General features: G+C 34.1%; 16 protein-coding genes and 1 pseudogene. 14 read left to right on the forward strand and 3 right to left on the reverse strand.

Going from position 1 to position 17,179, the window contains the following annotated elements; all coding sequences use genetic code 11:
- Positions 1-97: 97 nt before the first annotated feature.
- The 6 genes and pseudogenes from MKX31_RS09090 (at position 98) to MKX31_RS09115 (ending at position 8,099) form a co-directional block, all read left to right on the forward strand.
- Positions 98-2,679, forward strand: a pseudogene (locus MKX31_RS09090) (family 78 glycoside hydrolase catalytic domain).
- Positions 2,680-2,785: 106 nt separating this feature from the next.
- Positions 2,786-3,742: a thymidylate synthase gene (locus tag MKX31_RS09095; protein ID WP_000679597.1), complete on the forward strand. Its 957-nt coding sequence runs from the start codon at positions 2,786-2,788 to the stop codon at positions 3,740-3,742.
- A 19-nt stretch (positions 3,743-3,761) separates the two neighbouring features.
- Entirely contained in the window at positions 3,762-4,250 is a 489-nt protein-coding gene (locus MKX31_RS09100; RefSeq protein WP_000637214.1) for a dihydrofolate reductase, read from the forward strand.
- Positions 4,251-4,404: 154 nt separating this feature from the next.
- A complete protein-coding gene (gene pbpC, locus MKX31_RS09105) occupies positions 4,405-6,390 on the forward strand; it encodes a penicillin-binding protein 3 (protein ID WP_064477366.1) in 1,986 nt (661 codons plus the stop codon).
- Between the two features lie 242 nt (positions 6,391-6,632).
- The gene (locus MKX31_RS09110; protein ID WP_064477365.1) at positions 6,633-7,268 is read left to right on the forward strand and encodes an FMN-dependent NADH-azoreductase; all 636 of its coding nucleotides are present in this window, start codon (positions 6,633-6,635) and stop codon (positions 7,266-7,268) included.
- 111 nt (positions 7,269-7,379) lie between these two features.
- Positions 7,380-8,099, forward strand: coding sequence for a lysophospholipid acyltransferase family protein (locus tag MKX31_RS09115; RefSeq protein ID WP_064477364.1), 720 nt, complete (start codon positions 7,380-7,382; stop codon positions 8,097-8,099).
- A 40-nt stretch (positions 8,100-8,139) separates the two neighbouring features.
- Here the strand turns inward: MKX31_RS09115 and trhA are convergent, their stop codons facing one another.
- The gene (gene trhA, locus MKX31_RS09120; RefSeq protein WP_064477363.1) at positions 8,140-8,796 is read right to left on the reverse strand and encodes a PAQR family membrane homeostasis protein TrhA; all 657 of its coding nucleotides are present in this window, start codon (positions 8,794-8,796) and stop codon (positions 8,140-8,142) included.
- 213 nt (positions 8,797-9,009) lie between these two features.
- Between trhA and MKX31_RS09125 the strand changes: the two genes are divergently transcribed.
- The 4 genes from MKX31_RS09125 to MKX31_RS09140 all read left to right on the forward strand — a co-directional run bounded on the left by MKX31_RS09125 (position 9,010) and on the right by MKX31_RS09140 (position 11,556).
- Entirely contained in the window at positions 9,010-9,195 is a 186-nt protein-coding gene (locus tag MKX31_RS09125) for a twin-arginine translocase TatA/TatE family subunit (protein WP_064477362.1), read from the forward strand.
- 42 nt (positions 9,196-9,237) lie between these two features.
- Positions 9,238-9,981 carry a twin-arginine translocase subunit TatC gene (gene tatC, locus MKX31_RS09130; protein WP_000390124.1) on the forward strand — a complete coding sequence of 248 codons (744 nt, stop codon included), beginning with the start codon at positions 9,238-9,240 and terminating at the stop codon, positions 9,979-9,981.
- Positions 9,982-10,309: 328 nt separating this feature from the next.
- Positions 10,310-10,561: a DUF2535 family protein gene (locus tag MKX31_RS09135; RefSeq protein WP_000629012.1), complete on the forward strand. Its 252-nt coding sequence runs from the start codon at positions 10,310-10,312 to the stop codon at positions 10,559-10,561.
- 152 nt (positions 10,562-10,713) lie between these two features.
- Positions 10,714-11,556 carry a DegV family protein gene (locus MKX31_RS09140; protein WP_033657798.1) on the forward strand — a complete coding sequence of 281 codons (843 nt, stop codon included), beginning with the start codon at positions 10,714-10,716 and terminating at the stop codon, positions 11,554-11,556.
- Positions 11,557-11,755: 199 nt separating this feature from the next.
- Here MKX31_RS09140 and MKX31_RS09145 read toward each other — a convergent pair whose 3' ends face one another.
- A complete protein-coding gene (locus MKX31_RS09145) occupies positions 11,756-12,730 on the reverse strand; it encodes an MBL fold metallo-hydrolase (RefSeq protein WP_088046797.1) in 975 nt (324 codons plus the stop codon).
- Positions 12,731-13,065: 335 nt separating this feature from the next.
- On the opposite strand from MKX31_RS09145, the gene MKX31_RS09150 reads away from it, so the two are divergent.
- Positions 13,066-13,653 (forward strand): SCO family protein, encoded by a 588-nt coding sequence (locus MKX31_RS09150; protein ID WP_046959312.1) that lies wholly within the window; start codon positions 13,066-13,068, stop codon positions 13,651-13,653.
- A gap of 34 nt (positions 13,654-13,687) precedes the next feature.
- Here the strand turns inward: MKX31_RS09150 and MKX31_RS09155 are convergent, their stop codons facing one another.
- A complete protein-coding gene (locus tag MKX31_RS09155; RefSeq protein WP_001288088.1) occupies positions 13,688-14,152 on the reverse strand; it encodes an Hsp20/alpha crystallin family protein in 465 nt (154 codons plus the stop codon).
- Positions 14,153-14,369: 217 nt separating this feature from the next.
- Here MKX31_RS09155 and asnB point away from each other — a divergent pair, with 217 nt between their 5' ends.
- The 3 genes from asnB to MKX31_RS09170 all read left to right on the forward strand — a co-directional run bounded on the left by asnB (position 14,370) and on the right by MKX31_RS09170 (position 17,102).
- Positions 14,370-16,271 carry an asparagine synthase (glutamine-hydrolyzing) gene (gene asnB / locus MKX31_RS09160; protein WP_064477360.1) on the forward strand — a complete coding sequence of 634 codons (1,902 nt, stop codon included), beginning with the start codon at positions 14,370-14,372 and terminating at the stop codon, positions 16,269-16,271.
- A 93-nt stretch (positions 16,272-16,364) separates the two neighbouring features.
- A complete protein-coding gene (locus MKX31_RS09165) occupies positions 16,365-16,724 on the forward strand; it encodes a GNAT family N-acetyltransferase (protein ID WP_064477359.1) in 360 nt (119 codons plus the stop codon).
- A gap of 48 nt (positions 16,725-16,772) precedes the next feature.
- The gene (locus MKX31_RS09170; RefSeq protein WP_064477358.1) at positions 16,773-17,102 is read left to right on the forward strand and encodes a hypothetical protein; all 330 of its coding nucleotides are present in this window, start codon (positions 16,773-16,775) and stop codon (positions 17,100-17,102) included.
- The last annotated feature ends 77 nt before the right edge of the window (positions 17,103-17,179 follow it).

Here is a 17,179-nt window from a genome sequence, read left to right on the forward strand (position 1 = left end):
ATAATTTTGTAAGAATGAATGAAATTATTATTTGTTTAGAATTTTATTTTTATTATAATTAATTTAAATTAAGATATAGAAAAGATGGTGAAGAAGTGTGCTAACAATAAAGAGAGTACTTTGCGATAATAAAAAAATCCGATAGGTATAGATTCAAAAGTTGTTAAAATGAGTTGGCTGCTTGAGTCGAGTAACCGAAATGTAAAACAACTTGCTTATCAATTGCAGGTTGCGAAGGATAGAGATTTTGAAATTATAATGTTTGATTCGCGAAAAGTAGAAACAGATCAAAGTTTACATATACCAATCAATTCATTTTCATACAGAGCGGAAACGCGTTATTTTTACCGGGTAAAGGTATGGGATAATTACGGAGAAGAATCATCTTGGTCAGAAGTAGCATTTTGGGAGACTGGATTACAAGGGCAAGATAACTGGAGCGGGAACTGGATTGCTGCGAAAAAAGAACGAACGCAAGTTATGTCTTTTAATAAATTTTTTTCTATTACAAAAGTAGTTAAAAAAGCGCGTTTATATATCACAAGTTTAGGATTATACGAGGCTTCTATAAATGGAGAGCGCATTGGAGATTGTTATTTTACCCCTGGATGGACAAGTTATGATAAGAGAGTACTGTATCAAACGTATGATATAACGCATTTATTAAAGGTTGAGCAGAATACTATTTCGGTTCTGGTAGGTAATGGCTGGTATAAGGGACCACTTACCATGCATCATGTACGTAATTATTACGGGAGAAGACGAGCAATAATTGCTCAATTACATATAACGTATGAAGATGGAACGAAAGAAAAAATTGTAACGGATGAAACATGGAAAGTAACTCCAAGCCCTATTTTGTATTCGGAAATTTATGAAGGTGAGGTTTATGACGCTAGGCTAGAAGAAAGTGGGCAAGAGCTAGAAGGTGTTGAAGTAACTGAGCATTCTAAACAAATAATTGTTGCACAAGAAAATGAATCAATTCGTAAAATGAAAATTATAAAACCGATTTCTATTTCAAAACTACCGAATCACGAATGGCTCATTGATATGGGGCAAAATATGGTAGGGTGGGTTCGATTTATAGTCCGTCATGTTTATATTGGGCAAAAGATAGAATTGCATCATGCTGAAATATTAAATAAAGATGGTAGTTTTTATACTGGAAATCTCCGAAAGGCAAAACAAAAAATAGTGTATATAGCAAAAGGAGAAGAAGAGGAAACGTTTGAACCACATTTTACATATCAAGGCTTTAGGTATGTGAAAATAAGTGGATTAACCCAGCCACCTCAAATAACAGATTTTGAAGGGATTGTATTACATACGGATATGGAAAAAGCGACTGAATTTGAAACGTCTAATCCATTAATCAATCAACTTCATCATAATGTGGAATGGTCTCAAAGAGGGAACTTTTTTGATGTGCCAACAGATTGTCCGCAGCGAGATGATCGACTTGGATGGACCGGAGATGCACAAATGTTCATTGGGACAGCTACGCAAATTATGAATGTACAATTGTTCTTTAAAAAGTGGCTCCAAGATTTATCATTAGATCAAAATGTTAATGGAGCTGTGCCTTTAGTTATTCCAGATGCTTTTGGGAAAAGAGCGGATTTTGATTTACATACTTCTGGTGGTTGGGGCGATGCAGCAATTATATGCCCGTGGGTTCATTATTTACATTACGGAGATGTATCGATTTTAAAAGAACAATATAACAGTATGAAGAAGTATATAGATTACATACGTTCACAAGGTGAGAACGAGTATTTATGGGATACAGGCTATCATTTAGGAGATTGGCTTGCATTAGATACGAAACCAGATGTATATGAAGGCGGAACAGACAAGCATTTTATTGCGACAGCTTATTATGCGTATTCTACATCGCTTTTACGAAGAATTGCTGAGATTTTAGATGAAACTACAGATGCTAAGTTTTATGCAGAGTTACATGGAAATATTGTTCAAGCGTTTCAAAATGAATTCGTTACACCGAATGGAAGGTTAATTTCAAATACCCAAACAGCCCACATATTAGTACTTCTTTTTGAACTAGTGAAAGATGATGTGAAGGAGAAAGTATTTAATCGCTTAATTGAGCTATTAAAAGAAAATAAAAATCATTTAACAACAGGTTTTTTAGGAACACCGTATTTGAATTTAATATTAAGCAAGTTTAACAGGCATGACCTTGCTTGTAAGCTTCTATTTTATGAAGATTATCCATCATGGTTATACCAAGTGAAAAAAGGTGCCACAACGATTTGGGAACATTGGGATGGCGTGAAAGAGGATGGAACACTTTGGAATGATAGTATGAATTCTTATAATCATTACGCATATGGCTCTATCGTTGAATGGATATACCGATATATTATTGGATTAGAAATGGATGAGACAAAACCTGCATATAAACATTTTTATGTACAACCACATTTTGATTCGAATTTAGAATGGATTAGAGTAAAACGTGAGACAGCTTATGGAGAAATTAAGATTGAGTGGCGTGTAGAAAATGAACAAGCCTTTCTCAAGATTTCTGTACCACCAAATACAAGCACTACATTGCGGATAGACGAAACGAATTGGAAAGCAGAACATAACATTGAAAAGGATTTAGGATCAGGCGATTATAAATTTACCTTTTGTAAAAATATAAAGGGGTAGAATTCTGTTAATATAGAAATATTTTTTATTGATTAGGATGATTAAATTTACTATTTTTCATGTTATGATAAATTTCATACACGATTGAAAGAAGGTTTTACTACATATGAAACATGCTGAAAATGAATACTTAAATTTATGCCGCCATGTAATGGAGCATGGTACGAAGAAAGAAGATCGTACAGGGACAGGCACTGTATCTGTATTTGGATATCAAATGCGTTTTGATCTAAGTAAAGGTTTTCCTTTATTAACGACAAAGAGAGTGCCGTTTCGCCTTGTAGCAAGTGAACTGCTTTGGTTTATGAAAGGTGATACAAATATTCGTTATTTATTGCAGCATAATAATAATATTTGGAATGAATGGGCATTTAAGAGCTGGGTAGAAAGCGATGAGTATACTGGTCCTGATATGACTGATTTCGGTCTTCGCTCACAACAAGATGAGGAATTTAAAGTGCAGTACGATGAGCAAATGGAATTGTTTAAAAAGAACGTTTTAGAAGATGATGATTTCTCAAATAAATATGGTTATTTAGGAGACGTATACGGTAAGCAGTGGCGTGCTTGGAAAACGACAGCTGGTGAGACACTTGATCAATTAAAAGATGTAATTGAAATGATTAAAAAAACGCCAGACTCACGTCGCCTAATTGTTTCTGCTTGGAATCCTGAAGATGTACCAAGTATGGCATTACCGCCTTGTCATACGCTATTCCAATTTTATGTAGCGGATGGCAAACTTTCTTGTCAGCTATATCAAAGAAGTGGAGATATATTCCTTGGAATTCCATTTAACATTGCAAGTTACTCATTACTAACACATTTAATCGCACATGAATGTGGTCTTGAAGTGGGAGAATTTGTTCATACAATTGGAGATGCACACATTTATACGAATCATTTTGAACAAGTAGAAAAGCAATTGGCACGTGAACCACGTCCATTCCCGGAACTTACATTAAATCCAGATGTGAAATCTGTGTTTGATTTTGAAATGGAAGATTTAACGATTGAAGGATATGATCCACACCCAGCAATTAAAGCACCGGTTGCAGTATAATTGTAGAGGAGATGAAAAAATGATTGTTTCATTTATGGTCGCAATGGACGAGAATAGAGTAATTGGCAAAGATAATAATTTACCTTGGCGTTTACCGAGTGAATTACAGTATGTAAAAAAAACAACGATGGGCCATTCACTTATTATGGGCAGAAAGAACTACGAAGCGATTGGTAGACCACTGCCTGGAAGACGTAATATTATTGTAACTCGTAATGAAGGGTATCATGTTGAAGGTTGTGAAGTAGCACATTCTGTAGAAGAAGTGTTTGAACTATGCAAAAATGAAGAGGAAATCTTTATTTTCGGCGGAGCACAAATTTATGATCTCTTTTTACCTTACGTAGACAAGTTATATATAACAAAAATCCATCATGCATTTGAAGGAGATACATTCTTCCCAGAAATGGATATGACAAATTGGAAAGAAGTTTTTGTTGAAAAAGGTTTAACGGATGAAAAGAATCCGTATACGTACTATTATCATGTATATGAGAAGCAACAATAATAATAAGGATTGATGTGAAATTCACATCAATCTTTTTATTTGTATTCGTTAATATAAGTTTATAGATGATATTCAATAGTGCTATAATGAAATCTAGCATGTAAAAATGCTAAAATTTTCAAAAGTATTCATATAGAAAGAGGAGGAGAATCGATTGAGAAAGATATGGGGGATTCTTTTTCTTTGCTTAACGTTCATGTTAGTTGGATGTGGTAAAGAAGAAAAACCACAAGAAGCGTTTGATACATATACAAAAGCATGGAATAAACAAAAATTTGCAGAAATGTATGATCAATTATCCGAAAAGGCAAAAAAAGATATTTCAAAGAAAGAGTTCACTGAGAAATATGAAAAAATTTATTCTGGCATTGAAGTGAAAAACTTAAAAGTAGAAGTAGGAGAACTAAAAGAAGATAAAAAAGATGAAGGTCCTGTTCCTTTTAAAGTAAGTATGGATACAGTTGGTGGTAAAATCACTTTTGGTCATGAAGCAAAAATGGTGAAAGAAAAAGATGGAGATAAAGAATCTTGGAAAATAGATTGGACTCCTGATTTTATATTCCCAGGTATGACAAAAGATAGTAAAGTGCGTATGCAAACAACACAACCAAAACGTGGTGAAATATACGATCGTAATGGAAAAGGTCTTGCGACGAATGGGAAAGCTTCTGAGATTGGAATTGTTCCAGAAAAATTAGATGAAACTGCTCCGCAAACGAAAGAAGCAGTAGCGAAGTTGTTAAATATGTCTGTAGAAGAGATTGATCAAAAACTAGCTGCGAAATGGGTAAAACCAGGGTATCTCGTACCAATTGGAATTTTGCCTGAGGGAGCAACGCAAAATACGTACATCAATTTACCAGGTGTTGCAGCAAAACCTGTAAATGTTCGTACATATCCGTTAGGGGAAGCAGCAGCGCATCTTACTGGTTATATCGGAAAAGTAAATGCTGAAGATTTAAAAACGCTTCAAAAGAAAGGCTATCAAGCCGATGAGCCAGTTGGTAAGGCTGGATTAGAGCAAGTATTGGAAGAACAGCTACGCGGGAAAAAAGGTGGCCGTGTCTTCATGGAAGATGCACAGGGAAAAGAAATTAAAAATTTAGCGAAGACAGATGCTGTTGATGGAGAAAATGTAACTTTAACTATCGATAGTGTTGTTCAAGAAAAAACGTATAATGAAATGAAGGGAGAAGCTGGTTCAAGTGCGGCAATTAATCCGAAAAGTGGAGAAACTATTGCTCTTGTAAGTAGTCCAGCTTATAATCCTAATTTAATTGCACGAGGAACATCAAAAGCACAACGCGAGGCTTGGAATAATGATCCGAAAAAACCGATGACGAATCGATTTACACAATTATCGGTACCAGGTTCTGTATTTAAGCCAATTACAGGTGCAATTGGTCTTGAAACGAAAACAATCGATCCAAAAGAAGAATTGAAAATTGAAGGACTGAAATGGACGAAAGATTCTTCTTGGGGCAATTATTACGTAACACGTGTAAAAGATGCGAATCCGATTGATTTTGATAAGGCAATGAAATACTCGGATAATATTTATTTCGCACAAGAAGCTTTGAAAATTGGAAAAGATAAATTTATGGCTGAGGCGAAAAAATTCGGATTTGATGAGAAATTACCAATTGAATACGGATTCCCAGCTTCTAAAATCGCAAATGATGGAATTAAAAATGATATTCAAATGGCAGACACAGGTTATGGACAAGGGCAAGTATTAATGACGCCACTCCATCTAGCATTAACGTACGCACCAATTGTTAATGATGGAAACATACCTTCTCCATATATTATTAAAACAGATAAGCAACCAAAAGTTTGGAAAGAGAATGTAATTTCAAAAGGCAATCAGGATATATTAAAGACTGCTATGACGAAAGTAATTAATGATCCAGATGGTACTGGAAAAATTGCTAAAATTGATGGTAAGACGCTTGCTGGAAAAACAGGTACAGCGGAATTGAAAGTATCAAAAGAGGCCGAAGGAAAAGAACTAGGCTGGTTCGCTGCATTTGATTTAAATTCACCAGATATGGTCATTACAATGATGATTGAAGATGTAAAAGGTAGAGGCGGAAGTAATATTCCGGCTGAAAAAGTGAAACATGTGTTTCAAAAATAACATGTAATAAAAGGCTATCTCTATAATTTGTAGAGATAGCCTTTTTGTATGAAAAAATTTTTAATATCTATATACTGAATTTTAAAGAAACAAAATAAATCATTAACTTACGAAAAAAAAGTAGCTATTTTTTATTGACATCACACACGACTTTTTGTATTATACTTACATAAGGTAAGTTATTTACTTTCGAATTATAAATCTCAAATTAAAGATAAAGTGTGTAAAAGGGAGAGAATACAATGACAAAAGTACTATTTATTACAGCAAATCCAAATTCAGCAGAAGGTTCTTTCGGAGTGGCAGTAGGGGAAGCTTTCATCGAAGCTTATAAAAACGAACATCCACAAGACGAAGTTGTAACAATTGATTTATTCAACACTACAGTACCAGCAATCGATGCAGATGTATTCGCTGCTTGGGGTAAATTTGCAGCAGGTGAAGGCTTTGAAACTTTAACTGAAGTTCAACAACAAAAAGTTGCAGCAATGAACACAAACTTAGAAACATTTATGCATGCGGATCGTTATGTATTCGTAACTCCAATGTGGAACTTTAGCTATCCACCAGTAGTAAAAGCATACTTAGATAACTTAGCAATCGCAGGTAAAACATTCAAATATACTGAAAATGGACCAGTTGGCTTATTAGAAGGCAAAAAAGCACTTCACATTCAAGCAACAGGTGGCATTTATTCTGAAGGAGCGTACGCAGCTGTAGACTTCGGCCGCAATCACTTAAAAACAGTATTAGGATTTATCGGTGTAAATGAAACTGAATATATTGCAGTTGAAGGTATGAATGCAAACCCTGAAAAAGCACCAGAAATTAAAGAAGCAGCAATTGCTAATGCTCGTGAATTAGCAAAACGTTTCTAATATAGAATACTTAAAAATGTCCAAGCACTTGTTGTTTGGACATTTTTTCTTCTTTTTCCTTCGTTTGTCTAGTATAATGAAGGTCGGAATGATAATAGGTGGGGGTTCTGTATGATTCAAACGTTTTTTAAAATCTTTTATTTAATTTTAATCGTAATTGCGATTACACCGAGAATGTGGCGTCTGAAAAAACAAGTAAATACGATGTCGCCACAAGAAAAAGATAATGTTGTGTATAAAACGACAAATTGGTTTGGTAAGAAAATGGTACGTGTAGCTGGTGGGGCAGTTGAAGTAAAGGGACTTGAAAATGTTCCTAAAGATAAGCCGGTACTAGTTGTAAGTAATCATCAAAGTAATATGGATATTCCCGTATTATTAGGTTACTTAAATAAGCCAATTGGATTCGTTTCAAAAGCAGAGATTAAGAAGTTTCCAGTTGTACCAACTTGGATGGAACTTATGAATTGTGTATTTATGGTTCGTAATGATCGTCGTCAATCTCTTCAAGCGATTAAAGATGGAATTGAACTATTAAAGAATGGACATTCTATCGTAATTTTCCCAGAAGGGACGAGAAGTAAGGGTGGCGAAATCGGAGAGTTTAAGGCTGGGAGTTTTCACCTTGCAGTAAAATCTGGTGTAGCAATCTTACCTGTAACATTAGATGGGACATATAAAATGTTTGAAGCGAATGGCAACCGTATGAAACCAGCTCATGCAACAGTAACAATTTCTAAGCCGATTACACCTGAAGAGTACGCGAATATGGATATTAAAGAGTTAACGAAACATACACAGGACGTTATCGCATCACAATTACATAAGTAATAAAAAAGGTTTCAGCTTACATTAAGCTGAAACCTTTTTATTACGCTGTAGGTAAGACATAAAAGAGTACGCAGAAGAACATCATCGCACTACCACCTAAAACGAAAAGATGCCAAATGGCATGATTGAAAGGTAATTTTTCCCAAAGGAAGAATATAGCCCCTACAGAATATAAAATTCCGCCTGCTAAAAGTAGTGAAAAACCATGTCCAGTTAGATTTTCATAAAGTGGTTTAATAGCAACGATTATGAGCCATCCCATTATGATATAACATAATGTTGATGCTTTAATAAAGCGACGTACAAAGAAAATTTTGAAGATGATACCCCCGATTGCTAGTGTCCATATAATAGCGAGTAACGTCCAGCCTAATGGTCCACGAAGTGTAATCAGTAAAAAAGGAGTATATGTGCCAGCGATTAATAAATAAATGGCTGAGTGATCTAGTATAGTAAATAATTTTTCTACTTTTGGATGGTGAATGCTATGTAACAATGTAGAAAACAAGTACAGTAAGAACATGCTTACACCATAAACCGTAAATGCAAATACAGCAGATGCGGTACCATGCTTAGAGGCATGAATAATTAATATAATTAAGGCAGGGATGCTTAAAATGGCACCGATACCATGTGTAATTGCATTTGCAATTTCTTCTTTCACAAATTGCGTCATTCTTGTCATTTTTTCAGTCATAATGCAAATCCTTTCTACTATCATAAAATAATATGTCGTTTCCCTTACCATATCATACACAAGGGCAATAGAAAATGAAATTTGTATAATTGATTATATTTTTGAATTTTTTTGACAAAAGGCAATGGATTTGTTGACGTTTTCAAACTTTTTTGACAAAATAAAATTATGCAATAGTAGGACAAGGAATCTACTAATAAAGGGGATGGAGAAATGTTTTCAAATATTGGCTTTCCAGGATTAATTTTAATTTTAGTAGCTGTACTTATTTTGTTTGGGCCGAAAAAATTGCCGGAAATCGGAAAGGCTTTAGGGGAAACGTTAAAAGAATTCAAGAAATCAACGAAAGAATTGACTGATGATGCATTTCAAGACAAGGAAAAGAAAGAAAAAATGTAATGGATTTTCCTCGAAATGGATAAATAAAGTGTGGTGAACGAGATGGAAGATCGGGAAATGAGCGTAGTAGAACATATTGTTGAGCTTCGCAAACGAGTAATATATACAGTGCTATCCTTTGTCCTATTTTTAATTATCGGATTTACTTTTACGAAGGATATTTATTTTTGGCTAGTAAAAGATTTACCAATGAAATTAACAGTTCTCGGTCCAAGTGATGTATTATGGATTTTTTTCTCGATTGCTACAGTATTTGCTATCGTTTGTACAATTCCTTTTGCTGCTATACAAATTTGGTTATTTGTAAAACCGGGTTTACATCCAAATGAACAAAAAATGACAGTAATGTATATACCGGTATTGTCTATATTATTTATTGCAGGTTTATGTTTTGGATATTTCGTTGTAATGCCGTTTTTATTTCATTTTTTAACTACGATAGGTAATGAAATGTTTAATACGATGTTTACGACAGAAAAGTATTTTCATTTTGTACTTAATTTAACAGTTCCATTTGCTGTGATTTTTGAATTACCTGTAGTTGTCATGTTTTTAACGAGTATTGGACTGTTAACGGCGGAATTTCTAATAAAAATAAGAAGGTATGCTTACGTAGCATTGATTATCATTGCATCGTGTATATCACCGCCTGATTTTTTATCTCATAGTTTAGTAGCGGTACCGCTTATTTGTATTTATGAAATTAGTATCGCTTTATCAAAGATTGTTAATAAGCGAAAAAAGAAAAGAGAAGAAGAAATACAGTCGAAAAGTGCCTCGTTATAAAGGCACTTTTTTTATTTATTTGTTATACTTTAGATATAAACGTATACAATATATAGAAGAAAAAAATTATAGAATCTCCAAAATTTAGACAAACTTTGCGCTTTGCTAAGTTTATACTAAAATTATTAAGCAATATACGGATAACGGGATTCCTGTCTTATCGGATATTTAGGACGGAGGATGAATAGAGTATAAATCTTCTAACCAAAAGGACTACAGGGATTGACTAAGGATACTTTTGTATTCATAGAAGTCTCCACTTTAAACAACGTGTTACAGCGTAAAGTAGAGGAAGTTCAAAAATCCAATGAAAAAGAGGATTGATATTGTGATTACGAAAAGTTTTTATTTCACTCATTCAACAGGGGATTGTATTAAAATATTCGAAATCCCTGTCCTACAGGCACAGCATCCATTATCGTTTCTAATTCAGTCTCGTCTTCAATTATTTATTGCAAAAATTCAAAAACAAAAGCACCCAAGATTTTCGTATTCTTTCCGTGAATATTTGCAAAATTGTTTGAAGTGGAATGATTATTTAAATGTATATAAAACAAATACCCTTGAAAAAAATGCATGATACAGAGTATGGACAGGGTTAGTAAACTCTGTCTTTTTCATTTTAGGTATAAAAATATAATTAATTTGGTGAAATTTGTTCGAAATTGTTGAAAGCACAGGGAATGCTAGTATAATAACAAGGAGAGCGTATTGGAAAGGGAAGAATATAATATGCAAAAAATTAAAATTGTAACAGATTCAACTGCGGATTTAACGCAGGATGTAATCGAAAAGTATGGCATTCATGTGCTACCATTATCAATCTCTGTAAATGGACAAACATATTTAGATCGCGTTGATTTACAACCTGATGAATTTATTGAAGAAATGATTAAATCAGAGGAATTACCAAAAACATCACAACCGGCAATGGGTACATTTGTAGAAATGTATGACAAGTTAGGTGAAGATGGAAGTGAAGTACTTTCCATTCATATGACAAGTGGAATGAGTGGTACTGTGGCAACTGCCAATAGTGCTGCATCAATGACCGACACAAAAGTAACAGTTGTTGATTCTCAATTTATTACACATGCTTTAGCATATCAAGTAATAGAAGCTGCGAAAATGGCAAATGAAGGACGCTCACTAGAAGAAATTTTAAAACGTGTAGATGAAGTGAGAAAGAATACTCGTTTATATGTAGTAGTAGATACATTAGAAAATTTAGTGAAGGGTGGGCGTATCGGTAAAGGAAAAGCGTTTATCGGTTCGCTACTTAATATAAAGCCAATTGCTAGCCTTGAAGATGGTGTTTATAACCCTGTTACGAAAGTGCGTAGCCAAGGTCAAATTGTAAAAACGTTAGCTAAGTTATTTGAGGAAGATACAGCTGGAAAAGTTGTAAAAGCTGTTGCAATTCCACACGCGAAAGCAATTCCTTTAGCTGAAAATGTAAAAGCGGCTGTTGAAAAAGTGAGTGGATTTGCTCAATCAGAAATTTTCTTTACAACGCCTATTATTAGTACTCATACAGGTCCGGGTGCGATCGGATTTATGTATTTAGCAGAGTAATAAAAAAGCTACTTGAAATGAATTTTCAAGTAGCTTTTTTATGTGAATAGAAAGTAAGAAATAAGAAGGGTTATACAGGCACTCCCGCTAATGATATAGCGAGTCTGTAAATATTCATTCATAGAAAACACCCACTGATTAAAGTTTTACTTTATGATTTTCTATAGTATATGTTGGATATAGAAAATAAGTAGTTACGTTATACGTGTAATGTTTCAATTTTTTCATTTACTTGCTTATCGTTTGTTGCGCTATTATAAGTAAAAGTTTGGCCTAAAAAGAGTACATGCAGTTGTTCCCACGGTAACATACGTAAATTCCAATTATTTCGGAGCTTTGTTACTGCCTCGCGGGGTGTTTCATCGGCGAGGGCAAAGGCTCCGTAATGCATCGGTATAAAGTGTGTAGCGTTTAAATCTAAATAAGCTTGCACTGCCTCTTCAGGTGAAACATGAGATACTTTCATAAACCATTCTGGTTCATAAGCGCCAATTGGCATAAGGGCAATATCAATTGAAAAGCGTTTGCCAATTTCTTTGAAACCTTGGAAATATCCACTGTCACCACAAAAATAAATGGTTTCTTTCGTTGTTTCATTGCTAATAATCCATCCACCCCAGTGAGATGTATTCATATCAAATAAGGATCTTCTCGTCCAGTGTTGGGCCGGTACGAAGTGAAAGGAAACATCATTAATGATTGTATTTTCCCACCAATTATGCTCTTCCACACGAGTAAATTTTTTGCGAGTAAATAGTTTTTTCAGTCCAATAGGTACAAGGTATAAAACATCATCATTTAGCTGGCGAAGCGTTGAAAAATCTAAATGATCATAATGACCGTGTGAAATGAGGACAATATCAATTTTAGGTAGTTCTTGTATAGAAAGACCAGGTTCAGTAAGTCTTGGAACTAATTTTAATTTAGTAGCCCATACTGGATCTGTTAATATATTTAGCCCATTCGTTTGGATAAGGAATGTGGAATGACCAATCCAAGTTACAGTCGTCTTTTCAAAGTTGTTTTGTAGGAATTTACTTTGTTTAACAGGTGATTGTTCTACTAAAAAAGAAAAATCCTTTTTATTTTGTTTTCGTTCTTTTCGCCAACGTATAAAGGAACGAATTGATTTTTTTGTACTCACATTATCCATGTTTTCATAACGTTTTGTCATGAACATCACCTCATTTAAAATCGTTGTAATTGTATTGTACCGAAATGTTGTTAAGGAATACAGTGTATAACATGGATGAATGTTTAAGGAATTGTTAAAAAATAGGGGGATGCGTTTACAAAAGTAACAATAAAATTAGTTTTGCAACTTCTATTTAGAGAAATAATAGTAAAAAAATAAATTTTGTCTAGTAATTAGCTTGAAATAAAGAAGTAACATACGTAAATTCGTACGATTTCGTGAACAAATGTAGTAAACAATTTTCTCGTAGTGTTAACTTTTGTTATGATAAACATAACCTATTTAAATTTAGGATAGAGAAAAGAGGTTTATAAATGAAGCGTTATCAAAAAATAATTGGTCTTATGGTTGTATTTTGTCTCTTTGTACTTGCTGGATGTAGTGGATCGGGTTCAAAGCTTCGTAAACCATTGAATTGGGATTTAGAAACTTTCCAATTTACAAATCAAGATGGAAAGTCATTTGGTACAAAAGATTTAAAAGGGAAAGTTTGGGTTGCTGATTTTATGTTCACAAATTGCCAAACAGTTTGTCCGCCAATGACTGCTAATATGGCAAAACTGCAAAAAATGGCAAAAGAAGAGAAATTAGACGTTCAGTTTGTTTCGTTTAGTGTAGATCCAGACCTTGATAAGCCGGAGAATTTGAAGGCTTTCATTCAAAAGTTTACAGAGGATACTAGTAACTGGAATTTATTAACGGGTTATTCATTAGAAGATATTACAAAGTTTTCAAAAGATAATTTCCAATCACTTGTAGATAAACCTGAGGATGGTCAAGTTATACATGGTACATCATTTTATTTAATTGATCAAAACGGAAAAGTAATGAAAAAGTATAGTGGTATTAGTAATACGCCGTACGAAGACATTATACGTGATATGAAGAGATTAGTGGATTAAAAAGAAGGGTGCACAGCACCCTTCTTTTTTTACATTAGTCTATGGATAAAATGTCATGTTGTTGTGGAAGTTTTGGTGCCCGAATTTCTAACACGCCGTTTTGATACGAAGCTTTCGCTGCTTTTTTATTAATTGAGTACGGTAATTTAATCAATCTTGATGCTTCTGAAATGGAACGTTCTCGGCGATAATAGTTATGAGATGTTTCTTCCTCGACCTCTTCAAGTATCTCTTCTTTTACAGAGACTTTTAAGTATTCACTTTGTATTTCAATTTGAATTTGTTCTTTTTGTATACCTGGTAGCTCAGCTGTAACAACGAGTTCTTCACCAACTTCATATAAATCTACGGGGAATGTTAATAAACGATTTCCTTTTTGGAAAAAATGATTTAAATCAGCGATTACATTGCGAAGTGGTGTTTGCTCGAAGAAATCATCAATTTGCTTTAAATAATTGCGAACCGGTGGGCGAGAAGAGTCTTTTTTTTCTTCACTCATGGTATTCCCTCCTAGAAATCAATTTGCAATATCATATGACAAAAGCGGAGAAAGGTGATTGCCTAGTTTTCATGTTTTCATAAAAAATTGTTAAAAATGTGAAATGGAGTGATTTTTTTATAGTTTTTGGTCGCCATATTCAATTGATTATGCTAGTATAAATAGGGTTGATATAGTAGTATATAGACAGAATGAAAACTGAAAGAGGGTAAGAAGTATGTGTGGTTTTGTAGGATGTTTATGTGAAAACCCTAGAGAGTTTTCAGAAACAGAAAAACATCAATTTGAAAATATGAACACGATGATTTTCCACCGCGGTCCAGATGACGAAGGATATTTTCGTGATGAACATGTACAATTTGGCTTCCGCCGTTTAAGCATCATTGACTTAGAGGCAGGACATCAGCCGCTAACTTATGAAAATGATCGATATGTAATTATTTTTAATGGTGAAATTTACAATTATGTAGAATTACGTGAAATGTTACTTGAAAAAGGTGCAACGTTTGCAACACAATCAGATACAGAAGTTATCATTGCATTGTATGCACATATGAAAGAAAAATGTGTAGACTATCTTCGTGGTATGTTTGCATTTATGATTTGGGATCGTGAAGAGAAGAAACTTTTCGGTGCACGTGACCACTTCGGTATTAAACCTTTATACGTCGCACAACAAGGTGATACTACATTCTTCGCATCTGAGAAGAAAAGTATTATGCATGTGATGGAAGATAAAGGCGTTAATCCAACGTCACTACAACATTACTTTACGTACCAATATGGTCCAGAGCCAGAAACATTAACAATTGATGTTAATAAAATCGAGCCTGGTCATTATTTCGTAAAAGAAATCGGTAAAGAGATGAAAATCCATCGCTACTGGAAACCTTATTTCAATGCTTCAAGCGCAACGAAAGAGGAGCATATCCAAGCAATTCGTGATGTGTTATATGATTCAGTAAAAGTGCATATGCGCAGTGATGTACCAGTAGGTTCATTCTTATCTGGTGGTATCGATTCATCTATTATCGCTTCTATCGCAAGAGAAATGAATCCAAATCTTTTAACATTCTCTATTGGTTTTGAACAACGTGGTTTCAGTGAAGTTGATGTTGCCAAAGAAACTGCTGAGAAATTAGGCGTTAAAAACCATAACGTATTCATTTCAGCGAAAGAGTTTATGGATGAGTTCCCAAAAATCATTTGGCATATGGATGATCCTTTAGCAGATCCAGCAGCTGTACCATTGTACTTCGTTGCAAAAGAAGCACGTAAGCATGTAACAGTTGTTCTTTCAGGTGAAGGTGCAGACGAGCTATTTGGCGGTTATAACATTTATCGTGAGCCAAACTCACTAAAAATGTTCTCTTACATTCCTAGCCCAGGTAAGAGCGTTCTAAAAGCATTAAGTGGTGCTCTTAAAGAAGGCTTTAAAGGAAAGAGCTTCCTAGAGCGTGGATGTACGCCGATTGAAGAGCGTTACTATGGAAACGCGAAAATCTTCCGTGAAGAAGAGAAAGTTGAATTAATGAAGTATTACAATGAAAGTGTTAACTATATGGATATCACGAAACCATTGTATAACGAAATTAAAGATTATGATGATGTAAGCAAAATGCAGTACATTGACATGTTCACATGGTTACGCGGTGACATTTTATTAAAAGCTGATAAAATGACAATGGCAAACTCATTAGAACTTCGTGTACCGTTCTTAGATAAAGAAGTATTCGATGTTGCATCTAAAATTCCAACTGAATTTAAGATTGCTAACGGAACTACGAAAGCTATTTTACGTGAAGCAGCACGCGGAATCGTTCCAGATCACGTATTAGATCGTAAAAAACTTGGATTCCCAGTACCAATTCGTCACTGGTTAAAAGACGAAATGCATGATTGGGCTATCAATATTATAAACGAGAGTAAAACAGAGCATTTAATCGACAAACAGTATGTATTAAACTTACTGGAAGCACATTGTGCAGATAAAGGCGATTATAGCCGTAAAATTTGGACTGTACTTGCGTTTATGGTATGGCATCAAATTTATGTTGAGCATAAATACGATACGAATAAGTTCCACGAAGAAACGAAACGTGCGTATAGCTTAGTTTAATTAGAAAAACCTTAAGATCGCATATGATCTTAAGGTTTTTTTCATAAATGGAACGAATTATTGATACAATAATAGTAAAAGGATGGACAACATATGATTACGTTTGAAAAAGTAAATGTAGAAAATGAAAACGTTGTTAAAGAAATGTTTCGCTCACATAGTTTAAGTGAGAATCAGGTACAGTATTGTGTGAAAGTTGATGATACATATATTGGTGTAATAGATTATCTTGTTCAAGAGGAGAGTGCGGTTTTATCTCAGTTAATTATTCACTTTGATTATCAAAGTTACGGTTATGGGACAAATACGTATTTTACATTTGAAGCAATGATGAAAGAAAGAAATGTGAAAGAGATAAAGGTACTGCAAACGGAATTAACAGAACAAGCAAAATCTTTCATAGAGGGCTTTGGTTTTAATGAAGAAGATGGAATATATGTGAAGAAAATATAACGATGAGTAGTTATGCAGGATAAATATAAGGCAGGTGGATGTATGACGATGACTTCTGGTCTTTTATTAATTGGAGGGTGTTTTCTAGTAGCAGAGCTAATCCATATGTTCATTCGAAAAAGAATGAATAAGAAGAGAAAGCCGTATGAATTACAATATGCCCCTGTGTTTTTCCTTTTATTTTGTATGCTTATTACATTACAAAACATAACGAACTTTCCGCCACTGTTAAATGTTTTTTTAAAGTTCGGTTTGCTGTATAGTAGCACTGGAATAGCCCTTTTATTTCTTTTATTTTGCATACGTTATATTCACTATCAATCGTATATATTTATTTTAAATTGGTTAAAGCACAACGATAGAAACCGCCTTACATAAGGCGGTTTTTTTATTTGTAATTGTAATGGCCTTATGTGTTACTTATACATAATGATGGGCACGGGCTTTGAAAGTTA

The sequence above is a fragment of the Bacillus sp. FSL M8-0063 genome, assembly GCF_038005545.1.
GTDB lineage: Bacteria > Bacillota > Bacilli > Bacillales > Bacillaceae_G > Bacillus_A > Bacillus_A wiedmannii.